The organism is Erwinia sp. L03-1, assembly GCF_058686115.1.
In genome coordinates, this window is record NZ_CM178762.1 from 2,679,966 (window position 1) to 2,703,589 (window position 23,624).

A 23,624-nucleotide genomic window follows, 5' to 3' on the forward strand; every position below is an offset into this window, starting at 1 on the left:
AGCCGCAGAAATAAATGAAGACACGGCAGTATGCGCAAAAATCTATCTTCGATCTGGAAGCAATCTTCGAACAGTCCCGCAACAGTGTTAGTGAACTTGAACAGCTGTTGAGCGAGCTGACCTTTCGCAACACTGCCAGGGCGCGGACGCTGACGTCTAAAATCGAGCAATCTCTAACTGCACTCAGCGACCGCAGCGAGGTCGCCATGTCGGCTTCCAGCCCATCAACATGTAATCCCGATTCGGCGTCCATACAATTTTCTCAAGCTGTGCCCCACAATGCACCTGCAGCTGTAGAGCAACTGCAACCGAAGGCTATCCCAGACACTGCCATGCGACAGCAATTCGACAAAGACCAAATCGATCTAGGCCCACTCCCGTCTTTCTCTCCGTCAGATAAGGCGAATGATGCGCGAGCAATACTGGCAGCATGGACAGCCCTCGAAGCACTGTCGCCTCAAGGTTATAAACGCCCAGAGGATATGGCAACCGGCGACCGCTCCAGGGTTGCTCTATTGGAGCGTGGTGTTCCATGGGGACCAAATGCCCGCAGCAAGCCCAGTTATAAGCTTTATTTCGAGGTCGTCCTCGGCTCCATCGCTCTCGACAAGGCGACGGACGAGCTGGTCAAGGTTTTTGGCGAGGATGAGGAGCGTTCACGCCCGGACGGTAAGAAAGCGGCCATCGGCTCGATCCTGATCGACAAAGAAGGCTATGTGCTTGAGGACAAAGGCGTTGCCGTTTCCAGTTTTGCCTGGGCACTCAAGCCGGCTCTCGATCTGAAGCTTGGGAGCTTAGGGAATTGGCCGAATGTTGAGCCTCGCATTATCGAGCATCTGGATCGAATAGTTCGCCGCCACAACGAGGATGGAGAACCAATACCGATCGATTTGGATGTCGTTCTTAACGCTTATAAATGGCTTGCATCTCAGTTCGGTGTACCCGAACATTTGGTTGAGCCACCCACATTCGCGATTAAGGTGTTTCATCATTTCAAGGCCAAGGCGCCGCCAGAACCTTCGTTACTGAATTCCTTCTATCTTGAAGATCTCGGTGAAGTAACCAAATTGCTCGAGGCGGGCAAAGCCGGAACCGGTTTGCGCCGCTATATGGGAATTGGCAGGCCTGACCCAAAAATCGACGTGCTATCGCCCATTTCCGCAGTTGAGCCTTTCGTCGCACCGTCGCTCATACCGCAGGCTCGTTGGCCTTCGAAAGGCGGCCATCCATTGGTACTGCTTCAACAGGCTGCCGTGAATGCGGCGCGTGCTGAGCTGAATGATGCTCCAGGTATCATCGGTGTCAATGGGCCACCGGGTACTGGAAAGACCACTCTTCTGCGAGATATTGTCGTTGGGTGCATTCTTGATCGGGCCACGGCGATGTGCGGCTTCAACAAACCGCAGGATGCCTTTTCCACAACAGGCGAGAAGCTGGCATTCGGTTCCAATGCATTCCTGCACTTCTACAAGTTACATGCATCCTTGAGGGGCCATGAGATCGTCGTAGCCTCCTCCAATAACAAAGCGGTCGAAAACGTTAGTAAAGAGCTTCCTCTCAAGGAAGCCAATGGTCGCCATGAACAGATCGCCTACTTCCGGTCCATCAGCGACCTGATTGCGAACCCCAAACGCGCTGGCTATTTCGAAGCCGAGGCCGAGGGGGACATCCCCTCCGACCCTGTCGAAACTTGGGGACTGATTGCCGCAGCACTCGGCAAGAGCAGCAACCGAGGCGCGTTCCAGCAAGGTTTCTGGTGGAATGAGGACGGCGGTTTCCTTACCTACCTGAAAGCAGCTCGCGGCATAAACGTCATGCGTGAGATCAAGGACGAAAAAACTGGCGAAATCATCGATCGCGTGATGCCCAGCGTGGTTGTCAAGGAGCGGCCCAGCACCAACGAAGCGGATGCTGCTGCGGCCTGGCTGAAAGCGCGAACCGCATTTCTTAAACTCAAGGAGACGGTAGACGCCGAAATCACCAGCATCGAAGAGATGCGACGGGATATTCAGGCGCTCAAGGGAGCGACCAACGAACTTCAAAGGGTGGAACAGCGTCGTCCGAGTCTGAATGAAGCCGCCGAAGAGGCACACCAGATTGCTGAATCCTGCCAACAGGAGCATGAGAAGGCAAAGTCGCAGATCGAGCAGGACAAGATCTTGCTTGATAGCCATCTTGCTGGCCGTCCAGGTTTCTTTTCCCGCTTGTTCGCGACTGCGGCCTGGAAGTCGTGGAGATCGACACTTCAGAAGCTCTCAGCGACCTTGCAGCAATCAGTCTTAAAGGCGCAGGAGACAGACGGTGCCCTGGAGCTTGCAAGGACTAAATGGAGCAATACTGAGTCCCAGTTACAGCAACTCGACCAGGAAATTTCCAGCAAATATCAGGCTGTTTCGAAATTGAAGACGACCGAGGAACAGGCACGAAACCGCATGGGAGACAGGGTCGTTGATGAGAGATTCTTCGAGCGCGAGCACGAGGCTATCCACCTGACTGCGCCATGGCTTCCCGATGAGGTTCATCGCCTGCGGGAGGATCTTTTCGCTGCTGCCCTGACTGTGCATAAAACGTTCATCGATGCTTCGGCCAGCCGCTTGCAACACAATCTTGGGCTATTGATGTCGGGCATGGTGGCTGGTACCTTCCAGTCTTCCGCTCACCGTGAACTTCTCCCCGACCTTTGGTCGAGCCTTTTCATGGTCGTGCCGACCGTGTCCACGACATTCGCCTCTGTTCGGGGGATGTTCGGGGATCTGCCACCAGAGAGCCTTGGCTGGCTTCTGGTAGATGAAGCGGGCCAGGCCGTTCCTCAGGCAGCAGTTGGAGCTATCATGCGAGCAAAGCGCTCCATCGTGGTAGGTGACCCGTTGCAAATCCCACCTGTAGTTTCACTTCCTGAAAAGCTGAACGCCGAAATCTGCAAGTTCTTTGACATTGACCAAATCGAATGGTCTGCCCCCGCAGCATCTACGCAGACCCTTGCTGATCAGGCATCGCGCTTCAAATCCACCTTCGTCATGGACGTAGGCGATCGAGAAGTCGGGCTGCCACTCCTCGTTCACAGGCGTTGCCAGAACCCAATGTTCGATGTTTCTAACTCCATCGCCTATGCCGGGCAGATGGTCCATGCTGTCGGGCCTAAAAGCCCAGGATCGATCGGCTCGGCTTTGGGGAGATCTCGCTGGGTGGATATCAATGGCGATGCTGAAACGAAATGGTGCCCCGACGAGGGCGAAGCGGTTGTACGAATGCTCAAAGAGCTGGCAGCATCGGGCATTACAAATCCGGACGTATTTATCATTACACCATTCAAGATCGTAGAGCAGAACATGCGTCGGCGTCTCGACAGAGAGACCGATCTACTGCGGGCGTTCGGCGCAAAATTGGATGAGTGGTGCCGTGATCGTGTAGGCACGATCCACACGTTCCAGGGCCGAGAAGCGGACACGGTCATCCTACTACTGGGTGCTCCGAAAGCGAGTCAGCAAAGGGCGCGTCAGTGGGCGGCCAGCCCGCCAAACATAATCAATGTAGCCGTCTCACGCGCCAAGCAAAACCTGTATGTGGTCGGCTCGGCTACTGCATGGGCTGGGGCGGGAACTAGTCTGCAGGTCCTGCATCGGCAATTGGCGCAATCAGCCTGACAATCTCCAAGGTGGCCCTCACTGTTGAGGGCGCATCGCGACTCATTTTTGGCTTACTTCAGTAATGGGCTGGCCGGTATGTGCCACATGCAGACATTAGCCGAACTAGGTTACTAATGGTTTTTATTGTGAATTCATAACTATCTGGGATTTTTCTTCTCTCGTTAATTGTATAATCTATTGATAAAATTATATAAATCCGATAATTTAAAGGAATGTAAAAAGTGATGACCGCCCTTCCCAACACGAAAGAATGGAGAGTTCAGTTCATCAATCTATATCATTGAAAAAGGAATGTAGCATCAATGGCTAGAAGAGATCCAAACAAGTCTGCGCGCAATAGAATAATTCTAAAAATCAAGAATGAGCTAAGAGTTTTACTTCCATCTGTTTTGAATGATACAGGTGTAGAAAATGAGGCTTCACTAAATGCCAAAATAGGCAGTAAAACAGATGATTTTTTTGATTTAAAAACGGAAATAATTCACTCTGACAATGAGTTTACTATTAAGTGGCTAAGCGGATTAAAACAAGCAATTGAAGATGGTGCAGGGCCTGCTTATGAATGGATTGATGAACAATCCAAAAGTAGTGTTAATTTTAAAAATTACTTATTACTATTTCTTAAAAGAAGCTTCTTAAAACATTTTGATGAGTTATCAAAGAATCGTCCACATGAAGATGATTCAGAAATATGGATTGGTCAGCAAAATGCAAATTATGGCCTATTGGTTACGCCACGATTCAGGAATGGGGAGTGGGAAAATGATCGGAGTGAGATCAGAGCTTTTAATCAGGGTTACTGGACGATAGGTCATGTATTAACCACTGGGTTAGTTATCCCCGGTCAAAACGAAAAGATCGAATTCGATAGTGTTGAAGAATACCTAACATTTTTCCGTAATGTATTAGTTCGCAATTCTGGATCTAAATATGAGTATGAGATTTCCGGCTATTATAATGACTTTGTTAGAAACTCAGATGATCAATTATCTGTTCCTTTGATGATTCCAGAGTTCAGGTATCGTGGGCGGGAGAAACAACATAAATATCGTTTAGACTTCATGATTACTAACCCTTATACACTAAGTCGTGTAGGGTTTGAGTTATCCCCATGGTCTTCACACGGTTATCTTCATAAGATAAAAGGCCTAACACAAAAAGAAATCAATGAAATGGCCGCTGATAATTTTTCAAAGGAAATGTCTAAACATAGAGAGTATTTTAATAAGCATGGTGTTTATACATTAATTTACCCAGATAACGAATTAGCAGATTGCAAAAAATTATTTGATAATCATATAGCCCCACATTTAAAACCTGAAAGACTAGGCACTCAGTTATCATTTATGATAATGGAAGAGTTCTTTTGACCGTATAATATAGGGGTTGCGGACATAAGGAAATAATAATTGATGTTGTAGTTCGGGTTTCAGGTCTGTAATAGTTGAAGCTTAAGGTCCGCTCATCGCTCAAAACGGACCATCAGGCTCTACACAATCGTCCACGTCGTGCAAGAAGCGGACATTGCTGACATTGCTGCCCCAAAGAATCTAAAAACCAGCCACAAATTAATATGCTTCTAATGAAAAAAATTCAACCCCATAATGGTCTAGAATATTGTTTAGTAGATGTATGATTTCTATTCTAAATTCATTCATCTTTTCTATAATGACACTATTACTAATGATTAACCATTCATTCTGTTGCATGATAGCGCCTGCACGTACCTCCTGCGCAGTATAATCCCTTAGATTTTGAATTTTTTTCTTTAGTTGTTGATATTCAAGAGGTAATGTTTTTTTATCGGGTATGCGAACCTGATTTTGTACATGCCCCTCTCGGTTCACAAGATTTCCTGTAGTTAATGCTTGTTGAATACTCTCAAGTGCCTGCAAAAAGTTGTCTATATTGTTTTCACAATAGAATTCAGTATGAAAGGCAGGTCGATCAAAAGCAGAATGGAGCATTTCACAGAACAATTCTTCAGAGCTATATTCACTGCGGAACTTAACAATATCGTGATAATATTTTGCTTCTATTTTAGGGTTTTCACTTAGCCATTCGCAATATTCATCCCAGAACCAGATATTTACTTCAAAAGTATTAACTTTAGAGTCATTTATGGAGTCAACATGATTCTGAAGTGATTTATCCCGCAACCCAGTAATTGCAATAACATAACGATCAGCTATTTTCCCTGAATTAATGAATTCTTTTATTTCATCATTAATTTCTTGAATTGTAAGAGAGCTAGCTGGTGTTTCCTTTGAAGCTACAGTTTTCCACACCCTTTTTTTACACTGAACCACAACTCTCTGACCATTATGATTATTATCACGACCAGATATATCAATTCCTCCCTGAGCCTGCCCAGCTCTTCCGTGCCGCTGCGTGCCTGGATCATCCCATAGCGCACGGCACAATTCGCATGTCAGTCTTTCAAAGTCCTGCCAGTAGGCGGGCAGCGGATAATCCATCATTATATCTCTTGCCATCATTGTCTCCCAATCATTGCATATGAACTATTTGATTTTTATTTCATGACACTAGCATATTTGTCTATATCCGTTTACGATTTTCTGAGTGAATAAGGCTAAACAGACTTCACAAGTTAATGATATCGAAATGTCCTCTTCTCGCTCAAAGCAGACCTTATGACCTCGATTTCTGGCAGATCCGAGCCAAGAGCGAACATTAATATAATCAATCGGCCTCAATCTAAGGGGGCATCTCCCCCTTTTTACGTAACCAGTTTACTGAAGGTGCTGCTTCAACCAAATACGAGTACCTTCAATGTCATACGCTTTTTGCCCAAATCCCTTAGCAAGCAGGGACTCAGGTAAATATTCGTCATATTTATCCAAGTACTTTTCTGGAACATCTTCAGCAAGATCAAATGCAGATGGTAAGCCTGACAACAGCATTTTTTTAAGCGCCTGTTGGACAGTTGCTACACTTGCATTATCAATCTCGATAACACCTGCCAAAGAATTAGCTTTAAAACCACAACGTATGAGCAAGGCTGTAATCGTATTCACAACTTTATCCCCCATCCAGGGAATTACGTAACAGTGTTGCCCACTCGTAATAAAACACTCATTTCGCAGGTTATAACGCTGAAAGTTACTACAGCCTTCCGTAAATAGGTTTCTGGCGGCAGCATCGCCATAATCTACTCTCTTGCTACCTATCGCTATGCGGTAATCACTTTCCCTATAGATAACGAGCATTTCCTGACGAACGGCATCATGAACAGACATTCCTCCACCACTAAATTGTGGTGGCTGACCGCCTTTGGTCGCCTCAACATAAATAACTTTTTTCTCTGTCTCGATCTCTGTCACTTTCCAGCGCCGCCCACCAAAGATGATGTGTTGGTCTGGTAGCAGTGGGGAGTCCACAGGTATTGTTCCAAGGGTTCTGTTTCCGGTGACAATACGAAACTCTTCCGGTGTATTGAACACGGCATAAAAAGTGTAATGGTTAGTCAGTTTCTCCCCCTCTGCCCCAACAACCATTTCGCCGCTAGCAAGTTGAGTGAGCAGGCCACAGGTTCCCATGTGTTTAAGCAGACTTTTGAAATCATTTAAATCTACATTTTTAAACGGCCCTGTCTGGCATAGTTGTGACCAGAGCTGATCAGGACGAACTCCCCCCCATTGCGCCGTAATAGCAAGAATCTGGTGTAGCAGCGTGGAGTAATGCATCTGTTGAGCATCAGCTGGTTCAAACCATTGTTTAGAGATCATCAATCTGATCATTGCCATCGACTGGACCAATTGCAGCCGTAGGTGGTCAACGATACTGCTAGTTACAGTAAGCTCATTTTCTGTAATTAGCATTCTTAGAACTGATGGGGAGTCACGTCGCCCAGAACGTCCCATACGCTGACGCAGACTGGAAACAGAATGCGGAGGCGTAACTTGTATAACCGACTTAACCTTACCGATATCAATGCCCAACTCGAGCGTCATTGTACAAACAGCTGTTGTGGGCAAATTTCCTTTCTGAAGACGAGCTTCAAGCGCCTCACGTAATTCCTTGGCAAGGGAACCGTGGTGGGGAAAGAATTCATTCGGAACAATATGTTCCTCACACATGTCGCTCAAAGTTGCCGCAATACTTTCAGTGCGCTTTCGGCTGTTTGCAAAGACCAAATGAGAATCGCCACGGCACAGCCTAAAAATGTCAGCGCAAACGTCATGTTCAGCTGAACTCCGAAGTTCTTCCTCTTTTTGGATCACTCGCTCCAGGTACCCTTTGACCTGTACCTGAAGAGTGGCCGTGCTATTACTATCTGTAACAGTTACGCAGGGGAGTCGTTTGTCCGGGCGCAATAGTTCTGGCACTTTCTCCAGTTCCCCCAGCGTGGCACTCAACGCAACGCGGGGAATTGGATTTACCTGGCGTCCTAGCACATGGTCAATTCTATTGAGCAGAGAAAGCAGCTGTACACCACGCTCTGAGCCAATAAAAGCATGAAACTCATCAATAACGATGTATGCGACTGAAGAAAACGCCTGTTTGAGCCAGCCCATTGAATTTATGAGCAAAGACTCAAGTGACTCAGGTGTAATCAGTAAAATGCCAGCAGGGTTCGTCCGAGCCTTCTTCTTTTTGCTTTGTGGTACATCCCCGTGCCAGGGAGTCACTGGCATTTCCAATGCATCTCCAAGGCTCTCAAGACGACGGTACTGATCGTTAATCAATGCCTTCAACGGACTGATATAGACGATGCCAAATCCATTAGTGAGATCTGCAACTGCCGAACAGGCAGGAAGAAAGAAAGCCTCTGTTTTACCCGCTGCTGTACCTGCACTGATTAGCACGTCTCGATCACGGGCTAAAATTGCCGGGATAGAACTCTCCTGCAAGGGCCTTAATGTAGACCACCCCTGCTTGTAAACCCACTTACGGACGCGGGGATCGAGACTATCATAGGCACTGCTCATAGTTTGAAGTTCGCCAGTCCGTCGTCGTCATCGCTTTCCTCCATAGTGGCGTCATCCATATCGCTGGGCCTGTCCTCTTCAATCGCCACACCCCCGATTAGTGTTTGCCAGTTCATCGTTCTGTTTTGTTCCAGCACGGCCAGCATGTCCAGGAAACCTTTTATGGTATTACGGGGGGTACGGAAGTAAGCGTCTCCAATGGTTTTACTACAGTGATGCAGGAATCCAGTCAGTGCCTCATCTGGCACCAGATAATTCTCTGGATCTCCACCCGCATAAACATGACGAAGATTTCTCAGCAAAATATACAGTTCCTCAGGGGTGAGGCTGGCAAGATGCAAAGTGGGGGATGAGTAGTCAATCACTCCTGCTTTTTGCGCGAACCGGTTTTCCGCCAGACGCGACTGGAGCGCCTCATAGCTGTAAAGACCTTTACGCGGATCGAAAAGAAACTCTGGCGTCCCCCCGAGGATAAAACCAATGTTCTCGGCTGAGCCTTGCAGGCAGTCATTTAGGATCCGCAAAATCTGTTCGTAGTTCGCTGTTCTTGCTTGCGTATTATTCAGCTTAAAGAGGTTCACCATTTCGTCGAGGCTGACCAAAAGACCGGCATAGCCTGCCTGGCGGACAAAAAGGCTCATCAGCTTCAAAGAATCATAGAATGAAGCGTCTGAGATAATAGTCCGAACGTCGAGATCGTTACGGGCATCAGTTTTGGTGGTGTACTCTCCCCGCAACCAGCGAATAGCATTGGATTTTAGCGTTTCGTTATCCTGCTCATGCCCGCGCCAGAATGCATCAATGACCTTCGCAAAGTCATATCCACCCACCATATCTGACAGAGCTGCTAGGCGTTTATGAATTACTGATGAAACCTCGGAGCCGTCCGTGTCCGCTTCCTTTCTTGCCTCCGTAACGAATCTTTCAACAACGCTAAGTAACGCATTACCATCCGGCTTGTTTCTGGTGGACATGTTTTTCATAAGCTCAGAATAGAGATTACGAGCCTGACCTCCCGATGAGTGAATGCGTCTGTCAGGAGAAAGGTCTGCACTGACTGACACCAGCTTCTTCTCTAGCGCAATAGAGCGCACAACACTCAGAAAGAACGTTTTACCAGAACCATATTCACCGATGATAAGTCTGAAGCTTGCACCACCGTCAGCAATCCTCTCAATATCCTGGTGGAGAGCGGTGATCTCATTCACGCGGCCAACCTGGATATGCTGAATGCCTATCCTTGGCGTTACACCTGACTTAAGTGACTGAATAATAGCGTCACGTTCTTTCACTCTTATACGTGTTACAGACATTCACTATCCCTCTAATTCTTTGGCAATTTCCAGGTCAACCCAGATATCATCATCGGCATCGTCCAGTACTGGAGCATCAACCACCGCATAGGACCAGTCATTGATCACCTCAAGCGCACCGCCGAGCATCAAATTCAAATTTCCGCACAATTCTGTCGCCTCTTTTCGGGACCACTGTTCTTTCTCCAGCAAACTGCGATAAAGCTGGCTATGTGCGGAGTCAAGCCCCCCTGCCTCCGTTAATGAGGCGGGAGCGCTTTCTGGCTCTTCCGGTTCTTCTTCGGTGAAAATTGTGTTCAGCAATTTACGAACATCATCCGTGGCAGATTCGTGGCGGGCAAGTACATTAGCATCCAGTGTGAACCCTGCTGCTGGCTGATCAGTTGGTACAGACGAGACGAGATCATGTTCAGTTGCGGAATGCTGATGGATATTGCTCGAGACAGATGAGGGATCCAATCCCAAACTTGAATAAATCTTCTCAAGCTGTTTGATTTCGGCAGGCGCTATTGTTCCATCCGAACAGGCAACACTAACGATAACTTTACCCACAGCAGCTTTTTCCGCGGCCCCCATCAACTCAATCCTGCTTTTCATTCCTGTCATATTGGCTGGGGTATGAAGTTGCCACTTTAAATACGCATGTAGAGAGCGTTTTTCATCATCGGTGAAGCCAGTATTGTTGTTGATGGCATTCTCAAGCACTTTCTGTTCAGCTTGATCAAGAGAATCGTCAATCAAGGCGACCATCGCCCCTAATCTAAGCGTCATTACAGCTGAGATAAATTCAGGAGAAGGTGAGAAGCGTCCACCTTCGGCGGCAGGGAATAGCACAAGTGTCCCATCTACATCCGCCTTAACATGGTGATAATACGGGTCAGGTGCCAGACTGTAGCCCATCTTCTGTGCAAAGGCCTGCATCAAGTCGGCCTCTTTTTTATTGATCTTCGCCGGACAGTTGGAATTCATATGTGACCAATAGTCAGCAACCGAGGCGAAGCCACCCTTATTGAGGATCGCTTCATCAGCCCAATGTTTGAATGAGCTTAATATTTTTTCTGCGCTTTCATTAACGATCTCTGAAGGCAGCAACATAATTGCAGCAGTATCATTTACTGACGTACCTCTCCTACCAAGGTAGCGACTGTAAGCATCAAGTTCATCCGTACATATGTCGGCAATAGTAATAATTTTCTGGACAGGTCCCTTCAATGCAATTGGATCAGGCAGGTCGGGAACTGGAAGTCGGACGCCTCGTAAACTAGGACTTGCAGGTGTGTAATCTAAACGTAAGCGCGTTTTATTCGCCTTAACGACCATCCCTTCACCATATTTGAGGGTGTAACGCCGTTTGAAAAGCGCAGCAAACTCTTTAGCACAGCGGCGAGCCGGGGTACGCAGCGAATACTCGGTATGGTTTATTACCCAGTTCAACGCCAGTTCAGCTGATACAGGAACTCCTTCATGTACAGTTTTTGCCAGAGCCAGCTTAAATTGCATGCTGTTGCTGAAACCTGAATCGCTATCGAGCTCAGTGGCTAAGCCCATGTTCGGGCGCAGAATAGACATGGCTTCGAGTAATTGGGCCGAATATCCACGGAATGAGCGGTTTTCAATGAAAACCGATCTTAACCGAGCGACTTCATTGAACAGATTACGGAACTCAGCATCAGGGAATTTTGGGTCAGTGGAATCTACGAGCGCTTTTCTTTCCAGGCCGTAGAGGTAGATAAAAACATAGCCGATAGGACACGATGGATCAGACCTATCGCTGGCGAGCCAACTGACATACGCACCGCGTGCTTCTGGGGAAAGAGAGGAAAAACTGGGCCAGTATCCTAATGAACCGTCCTCGTAAAGATAAGAAGTGGGTTTTATCTTACATGTGTCATCAATTAATGATGCCTCACTTCCATCGTCATAATAGCCGCCGGATTCCTGACCGGAGGGCTTCATACGTTGCCCCACGTAAATGTGGCCACCGCTAATTGCTACACCAGCTACAGTTATCATCTCACCCGGAAGTACCCATCGAGCTAGTGCACCTGCTGACTTTGAGGTGTTCCGGTAATGATTGGTTGTCACCCGAAGTTCAACACCCCGGCCACCGCTCAATGTAAAAGTTGCAAGGTTATCGTCTTCACTATCATCGTTTCGCACAACCGCCTCTTTTTTCTTGATGTCAGCGAGCCATTCTTTTGGCGGTGCTTTCACGGGGCTTGAAGCATAAGACTTTGGAGATTTACGTTTTTTCTTTCTAAAAAACAACAAGTAAATGACTAAAATCGCCGCCAGAAACTTCAATAACTCCATGATATATAACCTTAAAATCATTCTTCACGCACACTCACAAGCAGCAATGAAGGTTGGGCAAGTAGATTAATCTCAAAATAATACGTCTAAATCACAAGGGTTCAAACCAAAATGCAATCAAAATTAATTTATTGATTTAAAGGAAAATAATTATTGATTAAGCATGCTTTTCAAGCAGAAATTTTGAAGGCATGCGAATGCTTGTGGGTCATTCGTATCAGAATGAAGTTGAATTGGTTCTGCATAAACATACGAGTAGCTGTTACATGGATGCAGAACTGGCGGCAATTATCTTTATCTATTTGCTGTCAGAACTGACCCTGCTAAGGGGAAATGAGCTCACCGACGGCGAACCGTGCAGAATGCATTTCATGCTCCAGTAACACGAACAAACCACACAGCAAGTTTCTGTATAAAATTCCTACGCTGGTGACGTTCAATTTCTTGAGCGCGGATTTCCTCCTGTTCCTTTTGTCTCTGATTGGTTAGCAGCGTCGGATTTCTCTGCATAAATTCTCGGTAGGCTGATTCGGCAATGAGGGCATCGGGCTAGTTTCTCTTCTCTCTTCTCTCTTCTCTCTTCTCTCTTCTCTCTTCGCTACATTGGGGGCAATCCCAACAGCAATGCCCCTTTTAGCCTCTTCACGTTTACTACGAGCTTCAGCCAAAGTCACGTCGGGATAAACCCCAAGAGCAAGCAACTTCTCCTTGCCAGCAACACGGTACTTAAGCCGCCAATAATCAAAAGGTAAAGTCCCCCACCATCAGAGAGTTTGTAAAGTTCATCTTTTGGCTTTGCGGTATCAACCTGACGGGCGTTAAGTTTCACTGGGGGTATATCCATAAGACCGAACAGCACATACCCCAAATGTACCCCCATATGCATGTAGATTTTGGGGGGGGTCAGTAGACGTCAGAATACAAGCGAGAGCTGGAACATGCTGATTATAAGGGTTTTCAGTGAACTGGAGTAGACTTTGAGAGATACTTGATTGGTGCGATAATAGGAGTAGAACCTACGACCTTCGCCTTACGAAAGCAAGCCAACTCCAAAATGAGTACAAGAATGAGTATTCTGAAGACTAATTTTTAAATAAAACATAAATATCAATAAAATATAATTAAAATCACGGTTCAACGTCTATCGCGTTTGCGGTCTTATGGGGTTTCACTGCACCTCATGTACATCAAAAAAACCTTCAAAATCCACGCACATGCGTGGATTTTTAGTAAGGTTTATTTCCCCCGAATCGCCCCTCCCTTCGCCCCATCCACCCGCTCCCTCACACCCACGCCGTTCCCCCCACTTCCCGCCAAACGCCAACCCCAGCCCTCCACAACCCCAGCCTTACCCCAGCCTTACCCCAGCCTTACCCCAGCTCCAACCCGGCATAAACGGCATCCCGTAGCTCGGTGACAAAACTGCCGGACATCCCTTCGTACAGCGTATTGGTTAATGCCACCACGCTTAAGCCCTGCTCCTTATCCACAAACCACGAATGACCATAAACGCCTCCCCAGCGCCAGGTACCGGCTGACTGCGGCGAGGCGGCCTGCTGAGGATCACGCAGAACGGCAAACCCCAGGCCGAAGCCGAAGCCCGGATTGTCGGGGAGGTTTATGCCGCCGGTCTGATCGCGGCCCATTTCTGCAACCAGATCGGCGGGCAATAGCTCTCCGCCCTGCTGGCGCAGCGTTTCCAGCAGGCGCATAACATCGCCTGCGGTGCCCGCCATACCCGCTCCACCCGAGGGGAAAGCGGACGGATCGAAGATCCGCCCCGGGCTAAAGTGTACGCCGAGAGTTTCATCGTCAAAAGGAACGGTTTCCCCCTCTGCCAGCCGGTGCGGCTGCGGCGTATCGTTTACGTAGGGGGTGGCGACAGATTGGGTGTCGTGCATCACAAATCCGCTATCGGTCATACCCAGTGGACCCGTCACCAGATCCCGTACCGCCACATCCAGCGTCGTACCCTGAACGCGGGCGATCAGCGCACCCAGTACGTCGGTCGCCAGTGAGTAACGCCAGTCCGTACCCGGCCTGAACAGCAGCGGTACGCTGGCCAGCCGGCGGAGGTTCTCATCAAGGCTAATGCCGGAGGCATCCAGGCCGTCGGACACCCCTGCGCGCGCGCAGGGGCCCTGGTTATCAGGCTCGGAAAAGCGGTAGCTTAGCCCGGCCATATGGCACAGCAGCTGTCGCAGAGTGATGGAGGCCGGTGCGCCATCGGCCAGACGTGGCTGGAATTCAGGGAGCCAGCGTTCAATGCCGGCGTCCAGATCCAGACGCGCCTGCGCCACCAGCACCATTGCCGCGGTAGAGACAATCGGCTTACTGACTGACGCCAGCCGAAATACCGTCTCCAGGGTCATGGGTCGCGCGCTTTCGCGATCGGCAAGGCCCGCGGCCTGTTGGTGGATCAGCTCGCCATTGTGGGCGACCAGCACCACCGCGCCAACCAGCCGTCGCTCGTCCAGCGCCTGCTGCACGACGCCGCGAACGCGGTCAACCAGGTTTGCCGGGGGAACACCCGTCGTCAGGGGAAAGGCGGAATTCGTCATGACAGAACCCTCATTATTTTCGGTAATATGCTGATGAATGGTTTCAGATTAAAGAAAAAATAGCGCCCGGGATAGTCCATCTGCCCGCTGACCGTATGACCTGCTGGTACTGCACCTGACGAAAAGCCGTACGGCTTCACACTTCCCGGCTTCGTGGCGGAAGGAATGCGAAATATCGACTAAAGTTCTTTTCAGGGTCAACTACTTACAGACTGGATTTGGTCTGGACATGGAGAACAACCAATGCAACGAGTCGAAAAACGTCAATGGCGGGCCATGCTGGTACTGCCACTGCTTCTCTCTTCCACGCTGGCCGATACCGCTTTTGCAAAGCAAAGCGACGCGCAGCAATCTATGCTGAGTCAGTCCCCCCAGCCGCCGGATATCCGCCTGGGCCCGCTGTTTCAGGCCGTGCAGTCGGCGAAGCTTTTTTCCGATCAGAAAACTTTTGCGGATGCGATCCCGAAGAGCGATCCCTCGACCATTCTTGCCGACTGGCAGATGCAGAAAAAGCAGCGTAATTTCGATTTACGCCATTTTGTTGACACCAACTTCACCCTTCCCGTCGACGGCGATAAATATGTCCCGCCCGCCGGGCAGAGCCTGCGCGAACATATTAATGGCCTGTGGCCGGTACTGACCCGCTCCGCCAGCCAGCCCGCGCGCTGGGATTCCCTGCTGCCGCTGCCAAAACCCTACGTGGTGCCCGGCGGCCGCTTCCGCGAGATCTATTACTGGGACAGCTATTTCACCATGCTGGGCCTGGCAGAGAGCGGACACTGGGATCGGGTCGAGGATATGGTGAATAACTTCGCCTCCCTGCTGGATAAATATGGTCATATCCCTAATGGTAACCGCAGCTACTATCTCAGCCGCTCACAGCCGCCCTTCTTCAGCCTGATGGTCGATCTGCTGGCGCAGCATCAGGGCGACGGCGTTTACACTCAATACCTGCCGCAGCTACAGAAAGAGTACGACTACTGGATGGCGGGCGCGGACAACCTTAAGGCAGGAGACGCGAGTAAAAACGTGGTGAAGCTGAAGGACGGCACGCTGCTTAACCGCTACTGGGATGCCCGCGACGTACCGCGCACCGAATCCTGGCTGGATGACGTCAACACGGCGGAGAAAGCTAACCATCGTGAGAAAGCAGGCCTTTATCGCGATTTGCGCGCGGGCGCGGCCTCCGGCTGGGATTTCAGCTCCCGCTGGTTCGGCACCCAGAACGATATCTCCACCATTCAGACCACGCGCATTGTGCCAGTCGACCTGAATGCCCTGATGTTCCATCTCGAAAAGACCCTGGCGAAAGCAAATCAGGTCGCGAAACTGCCTGGCGCCAGCAGGCATTACGACGCGCTGGCGAAAAAACGTCAGCAGGCGATCAATCGCTATCTGTGGGATGAGAAACAGGGCTTTTACGCGGACTACGACTGGCAGAAAAGCGCCGTACGTCCGCAGTTAACCGCCGCGACGCTCTTCCCTCTCTACCTTCAGGTCGCGACCGATAAGCAGGCCAGCCGCACGGCAGCCGTGGTGAAGAGTCGGCTGCTGAAAGAGGGTGGACTGGTCACGACCACCATTAACAACGGCCAGCAGTGGGATGCGCCGAACGGCTGGGCACCGCTTCAGTGGGCGGCCGTAGAGGGGTTGAACAACTATGGTCAGCAGGCGCTGGCGAAGGATATCGGCATTCGCTTCCTGAAAAATGTTCAGACCACCTATGACAAAGAGCACAAGCTGGTTGAGAAATACGTGGTGGAAGGAAAAGGCCTCGGCGGCGGGGGCGGCGGTGAATATCCGCTGCAGGACGGCTTCGGCTGGACCAACGGCGTCACGCTGAAACTGATGGATCTCTACTGTCCAAAAGGCATCACCTGCAATAACGTGGGTGATATCCAATAAGCCGGCTTCGGCAGCGCGGACCTCAGGCGCTGCCGTCATAACGGCTTCCTGTTACCCAACAGCGTTTTTTTCTGTCACTCTTTCTCTTTTCACCTTCCCAGGCATTAATCATGCATAACGCAACTGCGCCCGTTCCAGATAAGAAAATGTTGATTGCCGCCTCAACGGGCAACTTTATTGAGTGGTATGAATTTGCTGTTTATGGCTTTCTGGCGACCATTATTGCCAAAAACTTTTTCCAGCTTGAGGGAGAAAGTGAACTGACCGGCCTGATCCTGACCTATGCCGCCTTTGCGCTGGCCTTTTTCTGTCGGCCCATCGGCGCCATGATTTTTGGTCGTATTGGCGATCGCATTGGTCGAAAGCCCACGCTGATTGCCGTGCTGCTGTTGATGACCTCTGCCACCTTCCTGATTGGCCTGATGCCCACCTACGCCGTTGCAGGCGTTGCCGCCCCGCTGCTGCTTACCCTGTTGAGAATGCTTCAGGGCCTGTTCGCCGGAGGTGAATTTGGCGGCGCGGTGGCGCTGATGACCGAGCTCGCCCCACCGGGCAAGCGTGGGCGCTACGGCGCATGGCAGTCCTTTACCGTGGCGCTGGGTCTGCTGGCGGGCGCGGCGACGGTGGCGGTTCTGGCCGCCGTGCTTACCGGCGATCAGCTCACGCGCTGGGGCTGGCGGGTGCCGTTTCTGCTTGCCCTGCCGCTTGGCGTGGTGGCGCTCTGGCTGCGCACTCAGCTGGAGGAACCGCCGGCCTTTGCTGCCGCGCAGCATACGGTGCCTGCGCCCTTACCGGTGGTGGTGAAAGCCATCGTGCTGGGCATTGGCAGAATGATGGGCTGGTCGGCGGCGGGCTATACCTTCCTGGTGATTATGCCCTCGTGGCTGCAGACGTCATTACACGCCAGCTTTCAGCAGGCGCTGGCTGCGACCGTGCTGGGTAATGTGGGCTTTGCCCTCACTATCCTGCCCGCCGGACGGCTGAGCGATCGCTTTGGTCGGCGCCGCATAATGCTGCTGGCGATGGTAACGGTGATTATATTCAGCTTTCCGCTGCTGGCGCTGCTCCAGCAGCCCACCACGTCAGTCTGGCTGAAAGCCCTGGCAGTGATGATGGCGGGCGGGGTGGTCGGTATCATCGCCGGGCCTGGCCCTGCCATGCTCGCAGAGATGTTTCCTGGCCGGGTACGCTATACCGGACTGGGGCTGGCTTATTCGCTCTCTAACGCGGTGTTTTCCGGCTGTGCCGGGCTGATTATTACCGGTCTGATAGCCCGGACGGGCAATGTGTTTATCCCCGCCTGGTACGTGACGCTGACCTGTATTATCAGCGCCATCGCCATTATGACCCTGCGCGCAGACGATCATTTGAAGCCACTGGAAACCTGATCCTTCGCAGACAGACAAAAAAAGGGAGACGTTTCCGTCTCCCTTTTTCATTCAATTGCGTATGCGTCAGCTTTTGACTTTGCGGTAGATCCACAGCACGACAATTGCGCCTACCACCGCCACGGCAAAGCTACCAAAGTTGAAACCGTCAACCTTGCCCATATGGAACAGCGTGGTGCTGATCCAGCCGCCGACCACTGCACCCACGATGCCCAGGATAACGGTCATGATGAAACCACCGCCGTCTTTACCCGGCATAATCCATTTAGCAATGATACCTGCGATCAGACCAAAAATGATCCACGATATAATACCCATTTCCTACTCCTTCCCTTGCGACATTTAGACCGCGTAAGTATAGGCTAAGATTCTAACCTTGTGATTTAAATCTAAAGTTTTTTCCAACTTTTTTATAACAGGTGCTAAGAAGTCATCAGAATCTGCCGATAAATTGCCGCAGCACTATTCAAATCTGGTTTCAACATTCATCAGGAGAGGGATGTGAAAGAGGAAGATAACGAGCAGTACCTCAAACGCGGCCCGCTGGCCGTGCTGGGCGTTCTGAAAGATCTGGTCAAAAATCAGACCCCGGTAATGGTGACTCATCAACGCGGCCAGTTTATTACCCGGCTGCTGTGTGCGGATCGCGAAAGGTTTATTGTCGATTATGGCAGTAATGATTATGACAATCAGCTCGCCGCTGAGGCCCGGCTGCTGAATATGACGGCGGAAACCGCCGGGGCGAAAGTTGAATTTGCCGTTTCTCAACTGAGTATCACCAGCCATACCGGCCTGCCCGCCTTTACCTCCGGCCTGCCTGATGACCTGATGATGATTCAGCGCAGAGAGTTTTTTCGCGTAACCGCGCCGCTCTCGCCGCTGTTCACCTGTTACGTGGGCTGGCCCGACGGTAGCGGACTGGGACGCCTGCGCCTGCAGGACATCTCGCTGGGGGGCATTAGCGTACTGGCAGAATGCCCGCTGCCGCCAGGTCTGGCAGAAGGTGAGCTGTTTAAGAACATGCGGCTGGAGATGGGGGAATATGGTCGTTTCGAGGTGAATGCCAGATTAGTGAACATCGGACAGCGCAGCGTGGTCGGCAGCAAAAATCAAACCGTTATCACGCCACGTTTAAGCTTTCGCTTCCAGAAACTTAGCGCCGACCAGGAGCGTCAGCTCCAGCAGGTCATTTTCTCACTTGAGCGCCTGGCGCGCGATAAAGCGACCCGCTTTCAGTAGCTGTTATCAATCTGTGAGGGTTAAACCGGCGAGATTCCCCTTCTCGCCGGTCAACTCAGGGTTCAAATAGTCCGGTAGGCGGTGGTGACTTTCCACAAATAGCGCGGTGCCTGCGCAGCGGGATGCTTGCTCTGAACGTGATGATAGAACGCTTCCGGCGTCATCGCGTTGATCATGGCTATTGCCCGGCCGCGATCGGGAGAGAAGGTACGCAGCAGCGCGCCGGCCCCGTTGGCATAGGAAACGATCGTCGCGTAACGCAGCGTTTCAGGGTCGCGAATGCCCGCCAGCGACTGATCCTGCAAAATTTTCAGATAGGCGGTACCGATATCAATATTTTTCACCGGATCGCGCAGCTCCGAACTGCTTGGCTGACCGCGACGCCCCTGTACGCGATAGACTTCACGGCCGGCCGTAGAGGCTTTAATCTGCATCAATCCAATGGCATTCGACTTACTGACTACCGTTGGATTGCCGCCCGATTCCACTGAAATAATGGCATCCACCAGCTTCTGATCGATTCCGTAGCTGTGGGCCGCATTCTCCGTAAAGATCGACCACGCCTGCGCCACCTTTTGCGGTGGGGCCTTGGTTAATGGTGTTTGCTGTACGGTGACGGTCTGTTTATGGGGTTTGCTGGCACAGCCTGCCAGCAGGAGCACCCCTGCGATTGCAACGTAGTTAACGCTTCTCACGTTTTCATTATCCTTTGCGCCTTAGCCTGCGCCCTATCATACCCGCCACTGACCTGTGGAAAATTACCGTAACTCTGAATTTGCCGGGTCAGAGGGTGACTTAGGACAGGCTTTTAGTCATTATCGGGTTATTGGACCCCCGGTCTGCCAAAAAAATTCACTGGAGTCGGTATAAAAAGCAAACATTATGCCGCGCAAGGCTCAACCCGACCGCCAGCGGTAAGCGTAGCACACTGAAATGCGCCATTTATTCCACCCGTTAGAGGATTAAAGTGAAGATTATGTCCGTTACTCCGCGTTCTTTTCATCTGATTGCCCCTTCCGGCTATTGCCTTAATCAGGCTGCCGCCCATCTGGCCGTCGATCGGCTGCGTGCCCAGGGGCATCAGGTGAGCCAGACGGCGATTATTCCCCGACGCGATCGCCGTTTTGCCGGGACTGACGAAGAGCGCCTGCAGGATGTGAACGCTCTGGCCGCGCTGGCGACGCTGCCGGATATTGTGCTGGCGGTACGCGGTGGCTATGGCGCGTCACGGCTTCTGCCCCACCTTGATTATCAGGGTCTGGCCGCACGTCTTCGGGAGCAGCCCGTAGCGCTCTGCGGCCACAGCGATTTCACCGCGATCCAGCTGGCCCTGCTGACCCACGGCGTAAAGAGTTTTAGCGGCCCGCTGCTGGCGGGTAATTTTGGTGCGGAGGTGCTCTCTGATTTCACCGTCGACCACTTCTGGCGGGCGCTGACCTCGCCGGAATTCACCCTCAGCTGGCAAACGCCACCGCAGGATGTTGACGTTAGCGGGACGGTATGGGGAGGAAATCTGGCGATGATGACCTCCCTCGTGGGTACCCCCTGGCTACCTGCCCTCTCTGACGGCATCCTGGTCATTGAAGATGTGAATGAGCATCCCTACAAGATTGAGCGCATGCTGCTACAGCTGGCCCAGAGCGGCATTCTGGCCCGACAGAAAGCCATAGTGACCGGCAGTTTTACCGCGGCAAACCTGAGCGCATACGATAATGGCTACGACTTTGACAGCGTCTGGACGCTAATACGTCAGATAACCGGCCTGCCGCTGGTTACCGGCCTCTCTTTTGGTCACGATCGCGATACCGTCACGCTACCTTTAGGCGCCCACGGCCATTTAAAAGTAGAAGGTAACCAGGCTTCGCTAAGGTTATCAGGGCACCCTACGCTGCGTTAACTTCCCGGAGCCCCTATGAAGCAGTTATATGAGGACCTCTGGGTTTCCACGCCGGAGTTGGCGGCCTGTGAGACAGAATCAGAGTGGATGATGCATGGTTTTCTGTTGCAGCATGAGCGAGGCAACATGCTGATCTCCCGCGTTGAGAATGCTGACGATCACCAGACGATTGCCGGTCTTGGCGGGATAATCCGTCATTATCTGAGTGGCTGGCAGGAGGCCGGACCCGGGGCGCGACAGCTGCAACAGCGGTTTAACTCCGCTCTCTACTGCCATACCCGGGCGCTCGGCCCAGTAAGCGCCTTTGTCGAAGCCGATGATACCTTCAACCTGGCAGAAGTACACTGCGGCAGCTTCCACCTGGTTCCGACGCCGGGCCATACGCCAGGCAGTACCACCTATCTTTATGCCTCCCCCTTCGGCAAAACCTATCTGTTTGTCGGGGGCACGCTGGTACGGGATGGCAATCGCTGGGTGACGCTGCAGTTACCCGAGAGCAACGAGGCCGATTTGCTTAAATCGCTGGAGTTCTACCGGGCGCTGAGGCCAGACGTGGTGTTGATGAGCGTGACACGGGCCCATCCGGGCTGGTGCGAGGTGACCGTACGTGAGTGGCTGGCACTGCTGGATGAAGCCGAGCACCAGCCGCGGGATTGTCGCCAGCGGATTATCGAGTAGCCGGGCAGGGTCGTTAACTGACTGAGGGGTCAGGATTCAACGTTTCCGGTCGCATCGGTGCGCTGCAGGGTGACTGCACCGTTCTCCCGTTCACTGCTGCGGCTGCAGGGCACCAGCTTTTTGGCCCCTTCGAAGGAGAAAAAGGTCTCCTGATCCGCTTTATTAATGATCATCTGATCGCCGTTTCGAAACAGCACAATCGACACCCGCGTACCGCTGTCGGTGCTCGACTGCTGCTGCCCTGCGGCGATCTGAAAATGATTACCCGGCCACATCAGGGTGGTCAGGCCATATTGTGCTTCGGTTACGGTCATGGTCTGACGACCAGGGCAGGTAATTTGAAACTCAGCGTTCATCGGTTGGGCATCGGGGGTGGCCCGCGCCGCAAAGGTGGCACTGACCAGCAGACAGCCCGCGGCGAAAATGCGAAACATGAGCAGCGTTCTCCGGAAATGTTCTCACTTAACGCAAATACTATGAGGGAAAAGTCCGTCACATGACACTGTCACCTTCGTAAAAAGGGACAAACCAGGAGTGTTCCTGGTTTGTCCGCACCCTCTACTTGTCCAGCGCGCTCATCTCTTTGATATCAGCCTGATTTACCGCCTGCTGCTTGCCGTTTTCATCGGTGTACAGCACCATACCGGTCGCTTTATCGACCTGCGGTTTGCCCTGTACCACCAGCGTGCGCCCGTCGTTCATATGCAGAATATGATTGTTCGTACAGCCTGCCAGCAGCGTGCCGGCCATCAGAACGCTGGCCAGTAACAGCATTTTTTTCATTTTTTCATTTCCTGTTTATGCGTTATCCCGCTTCTATCATAATTTGATTGAAGGATGGTTAAAATAACTGTATTTTTATACAGCACAGTTAACCAGGATAAGTACATGTTTGTTGAACTGATTTACGATAAGCGCAACGTAGCGGGTTTACCCAATGCTCAACAGATGATTCTGGACGAGCTTGAGAAACGCATTCAGCGGGTTTTTCCAGAGGCGGACGTCCGGGTCAAGCCGATGCAGGCTAATAGCGTGAAAACCGATGCCAGCAAAAGCGATAAGGCCGTCATGATGAGACTCATAGAAGAGATGTTCGAAGAAGCCGATCAGTGGCTGGTAACAGGCGAATATTAACCAGCAGAAGCGATCCGCAACGACAGCTAACGGACCCGGCCTGCCCTTCAGTACGCAGCAGCCCGGATACCTGATTTCGTTGAGTGCAGTGAGTCCTGGTACTCCGCTCAGCGCGGCTGGTCTTTGTTACGCTCAGCGATTTCCGCATAGATCAGGTCATAGACTTTTGCCGCATGGGCGGAGCTGTCACGAAGCATCTGAATCGCATCCTCTAAGGTATGCGGTTCCATCTGGCCGACAATACGCCATCCCAGCGCGATATTTTTTGCCTCTTCCAGCCGATCGGGGTGGTTTTCAACAGACGCAGCTTCTGACACATCATTCTCCTGATTTAAGTAATGGCCCTATTTTACGGCCCTTTTCATCTGGCTCAACCCCTGATTTACCCTAATGGCCAGGCTGCCACTTTTATAAACGCCTCTGGCAGAAAAACCACACAATTTCCCCCTGAAACAGAAATTCCTTCCACTAAAAACGGATTATTCCTGGAGGGTGATTCCGTACTATTTCACTCTTCTGCTATGATCGCCAACACTTTTTGCGCACCGCAGCTTTATTCGATGCAAAAAAAAACCGCCCGGCGTGGGCGGTCAGGTT

General features: G+C 51.2%; 18 protein-coding genes and 1 pseudogene. 8 read left to right on the plus strand and 11 right to left on the minus strand.

Annotated elements, in window-relative coordinates:
• Positions 1–14 precede the first annotated feature (14 nt).
• Positions 15–3,644: a DEAD/DEAH box helicase gene (locus tag AC4PCC_RS12355; protein WP_492124714.1), complete on the plus strand. Its 3,630-nt coding sequence runs from the start codon at positions 15–17 to the stop codon at positions 3,642–3,644.
• Between the two features lie 305 nt (positions 3,645–3,949).
• The gene (locus AC4PCC_RS12360; protein WP_492124715.1) at positions 3,950–5,017 is read left to right on the plus strand and encodes a topoisomerase; all 1,068 of its coding nucleotides are present in this window, start codon (positions 3,950–3,952) and stop codon (positions 5,015–5,017) included.
• A gap of 198 nt (positions 5,018–5,215) precedes the next feature.
• Here AC4PCC_RS12360 and AC4PCC_RS12365 read toward each other — a convergent pair whose 3' ends face one another.
• The 6 genes and pseudogenes from AC4PCC_RS12365 to AC4PCC_RS12390 form a co-directional block, all read right to left on the minus strand.
• The gene (locus tag AC4PCC_RS12365) at positions 5,216–6,127 is read right to left on the minus strand and encodes a restriction endonuclease (RefSeq protein ID WP_492124716.1); all 912 of its coding nucleotides are present in this window, start codon (positions 6,125–6,127) and stop codon (positions 5,216–5,218) included.
• Between the two features lie 273 nt (positions 6,128–6,400).
• Positions 6,401–8,599: a DEAD/DEAH box helicase gene (locus AC4PCC_RS12370; RefSeq protein WP_492124717.1), complete on the minus strand. Its 2,199-nt coding sequence runs from the start codon at positions 8,597–8,599 to the stop codon at positions 6,401–6,403.
• The gene (locus AC4PCC_RS12375; RefSeq protein ID WP_492124718.1) at positions 8,596–9,912 is read right to left on the minus strand and encodes an ATP-binding protein; all 1,317 of its coding nucleotides are present in this window, start codon (positions 9,910–9,912) and stop codon (positions 8,596–8,598) included. Before AC4PCC_RS12375 ends, AC4PCC_RS12370 begins: the two co-directional genes overlap by 4 nt.
• 3 nt (positions 9,913–9,915) lie before the next feature.
• The gene (locus AC4PCC_RS12380; protein WP_492124719.1) at positions 9,916–12,225 is read right to left on the minus strand and encodes a TerB N-terminal domain-containing protein; all 2,310 of its coding nucleotides are present in this window, start codon (positions 12,223–12,225) and stop codon (positions 9,916–9,918) included.
• A gap of 551 nt (positions 12,226–12,776) precedes the next feature.
• A pseudogene (locus AC4PCC_RS12385) lies at positions 12,777–13,054 on the minus strand (Arm DNA-binding domain-containing protein); the annotation flags it as partial.
• A 541-nt stretch (positions 13,055–13,595) separates the two neighbouring features.
• Entirely contained in the window at positions 13,596–14,786 is a 1,191-nt protein-coding gene (locus AC4PCC_RS12390) for a serine hydrolase domain-containing protein (protein ID WP_492124720.1), read from the minus strand.
• Positions 14,787–15,029: 243 nt separating this feature from the next.
• Between AC4PCC_RS12390 and treA the strand changes: the two genes are divergently transcribed.
• Together treA and AC4PCC_RS12400 are read left to right on the plus strand one after the other, a co-directional pair.
• Entirely contained in the window at positions 15,030–16,691 is a 1,662-nt protein-coding gene (gene treA / locus AC4PCC_RS12395) for an alpha,alpha-trehalase TreA (RefSeq protein ID WP_492124721.1), read from the plus strand.
• Between the two features lie 110 nt (positions 16,692–16,801).
• Positions 16,802–18,079 carry an MFS transporter gene (locus tag AC4PCC_RS12400; protein ID WP_492124722.1) on the plus strand — a complete coding sequence of 426 codons (1,278 nt, stop codon included), beginning with the start codon at positions 16,802–16,804 and terminating at the stop codon, positions 18,077–18,079.
• 66 nt (positions 18,080–18,145) lie between these two features.
• On the opposite strand, the gene AC4PCC_RS12405 is transcribed toward AC4PCC_RS12400, so the two are convergent.
• Positions 18,146–18,397, minus strand: a complete 252-nt coding sequence (locus tag AC4PCC_RS12405) for a GlsB/YeaQ/YmgE family stress response membrane protein (RefSeq protein WP_067703340.1) — start codon at positions 18,395–18,397, stop codon at positions 18,146–18,148.
• A gap of 183 nt (positions 18,398–18,580) precedes the next feature.
• On the opposite strand from AC4PCC_RS12405, the gene AC4PCC_RS12410 reads away from it, so the two are divergent.
• Positions 18,581–19,318 (plus strand): flagellar brake protein, encoded by a 738-nt coding sequence (locus AC4PCC_RS12410; protein WP_492124723.1) that lies wholly within the window; start codon positions 18,581–18,583, stop codon positions 19,316–19,318.
• A gap of 62 nt (positions 19,319–19,380) precedes the next feature.
• On the opposite strand, the gene emtA is transcribed toward AC4PCC_RS12410, so the two are convergent.
• Positions 19,381–20,013, minus strand: a complete 633-nt coding sequence (gene emtA, locus AC4PCC_RS12415) for a membrane-bound lytic murein transglycosylase EmtA (RefSeq protein WP_492124724.1) — start codon at positions 20,011–20,013, stop codon at positions 19,381–19,383.
• A 281-nt stretch (positions 20,014–20,294) separates the two neighbouring features.
• On the opposite strand from emtA, the gene ldcA reads away from it, so the two are divergent.
• Together ldcA and AC4PCC_RS12425 are read left to right on the plus strand one after the other, a co-directional pair.
• A complete protein-coding gene (gene ldcA, locus AC4PCC_RS12420) occupies positions 20,295–21,215 on the plus strand; it encodes a muramoyltetrapeptide carboxypeptidase (RefSeq protein ID WP_492124725.1) in 921 nt (306 codons plus the stop codon).
• Positions 21,216–21,230: 15 nt separating this feature from the next.
• The gene (locus tag AC4PCC_RS12425) at positions 21,231–21,893 is read left to right on the plus strand and encodes an MBL fold metallo-hydrolase (protein ID WP_492124726.1); all 663 of its coding nucleotides are present in this window, start codon (positions 21,231–21,233) and stop codon (positions 21,891–21,893) included.
• A 29-nt stretch (positions 21,894–21,922) separates the two neighbouring features.
• On the opposite strand, the gene AC4PCC_RS12430 is transcribed toward AC4PCC_RS12425, so the two are convergent.
• Both AC4PCC_RS12430 and AC4PCC_RS12435 read right to left on the minus strand, forming a co-directional pair.
• Positions 21,923–22,327: a hypothetical protein gene (locus tag AC4PCC_RS12430; RefSeq protein WP_492124727.1), complete on the minus strand. Its 405-nt coding sequence runs from the start codon at positions 22,325–22,327 to the stop codon at positions 21,923–21,925.
• 124 nt (positions 22,328–22,451) lie between these two features.
• Positions 22,452–22,676, minus strand: coding sequence for a YgdI/YgdR family lipoprotein (locus tag AC4PCC_RS12435; protein WP_492124728.1), 225 nt, complete (start codon positions 22,674–22,676; stop codon positions 22,452–22,454).
• A 105-nt stretch (positions 22,677–22,781) separates the two neighbouring features.
• Between AC4PCC_RS12435 and AC4PCC_RS12440 the strand changes: the two genes are divergently transcribed.
• Positions 22,782–23,027, plus strand: coding sequence for a DinI-like family protein (locus tag AC4PCC_RS12440; protein WP_492124729.1), 246 nt, complete (start codon positions 22,782–22,784; stop codon positions 23,025–23,027).
• A gap of 107 nt (positions 23,028–23,134) precedes the next feature.
• Here the strand turns inward: AC4PCC_RS12440 and AC4PCC_RS12445 are convergent, their stop codons facing one another.
• A complete protein-coding gene (locus tag AC4PCC_RS12445; protein WP_067703321.1) occupies positions 23,135–23,344 on the minus strand; it encodes a hypothetical protein in 210 nt (69 codons plus the stop codon).
• Positions 23,345–23,624: the final 280 nt, after the last annotated feature.

What these genes read in the sequence shown, in the direction of transcription:
- AC4PCC_RS12390 (WP_492124720.1), bottom strand. Translation starts at nt 14,786, where the DNA reads ATGACGAATTCCGCCTTTCCCCTGACGACGGGTGTTCCCCCGGCAAAC.
- AC4PCC_RS12440 (WP_492124729.1), top strand. Translation starts at nt 22,782, where the DNA reads ATGTTTGTTGAACTGATTTACGATAAGCGCAACGTAGCGGGTTTACCC.
- AC4PCC_RS12375 (WP_492124718.1), bottom strand. Translation starts at nt 9,912, where the DNA reads ATGTCTGTAACACGTATAAGAGTGAAAGAACGTGACGCTATTATTCAG.
- AC4PCC_RS12360 (WP_492124715.1), top strand. Translation starts at nt 3,950, where the DNA reads ATGGCTAGAAGAGATCCAAACAAGTCTGCGCGCAATAGAATAATTCTA.
- ldcA (WP_492124725.1), top strand. Translation starts at nt 20,295, where the DNA reads ATGTCCGTTACTCCGCGTTCTTTTCATCTGATTGCCCCTTCCGGCTAT.
- AC4PCC_RS12425 (WP_492124726.1), top strand. Translation starts at nt 21,231, where the DNA reads ATGAAGCAGTTATATGAGGACCTCTGGGTTTCCACGCCGGAGTTGGCG.
- AC4PCC_RS12430 (WP_492124727.1), bottom strand. Translation starts at nt 22,327, where the DNA reads ATGTTTCGCATTTTCGCCGCGGGCTGTCTGCTGGTCAGTGCCACCTTT.
- AC4PCC_RS12355 (WP_492124714.1), top strand. Translation starts at nt 15, where the DNA reads ATGAAGACACGGCAGTATGCGCAAAAATCTATCTTCGATCTGGAAGCA.
- AC4PCC_RS12405 (WP_067703340.1), bottom strand. Translation starts at nt 18,397, where the DNA reads ATGGGTATTATATCGTGGATCATTTTTGGTCTGATCGCAGGTATCATT.
- AC4PCC_RS12365 (WP_492124716.1), bottom strand. Translation starts at nt 6,127, where the DNA reads ATGATGGATTATCCGCTGCCCGCCTACTGGCAGGACTTTGAAAGACTG.
- AC4PCC_RS12400 (WP_492124722.1), top strand. Translation starts at nt 16,802, where the DNA reads ATGCATAACGCAACTGCGCCCGTTCCAGATAAGAAAATGTTGATTGCC.
- AC4PCC_RS12435 (WP_492124728.1), bottom strand. Translation starts at nt 22,676, where the DNA reads ATGAAAAAAATGCTGTTACTGGCCAGCGTTCTGATGGCCGGCACGCTG.
- AC4PCC_RS12380 (WP_492124719.1), bottom strand. Translation starts at nt 12,225, where the DNA reads ATGGAGTTATTGAAGTTTCTGGCGGCGATTTTAGTCATTTACTTGTTG.
- treA (WP_492124721.1), top strand. Translation starts at nt 15,030, where the DNA reads ATGCAACGAGTCGAAAAACGTCAATGGCGGGCCATGCTGGTACTGCCA.
- AC4PCC_RS12370 (WP_492124717.1), bottom strand. Translation starts at nt 8,599, where the DNA reads ATGAGCAGTGCCTATGATAGTCTCGATCCCCGCGTCCGTAAGTGGGTT.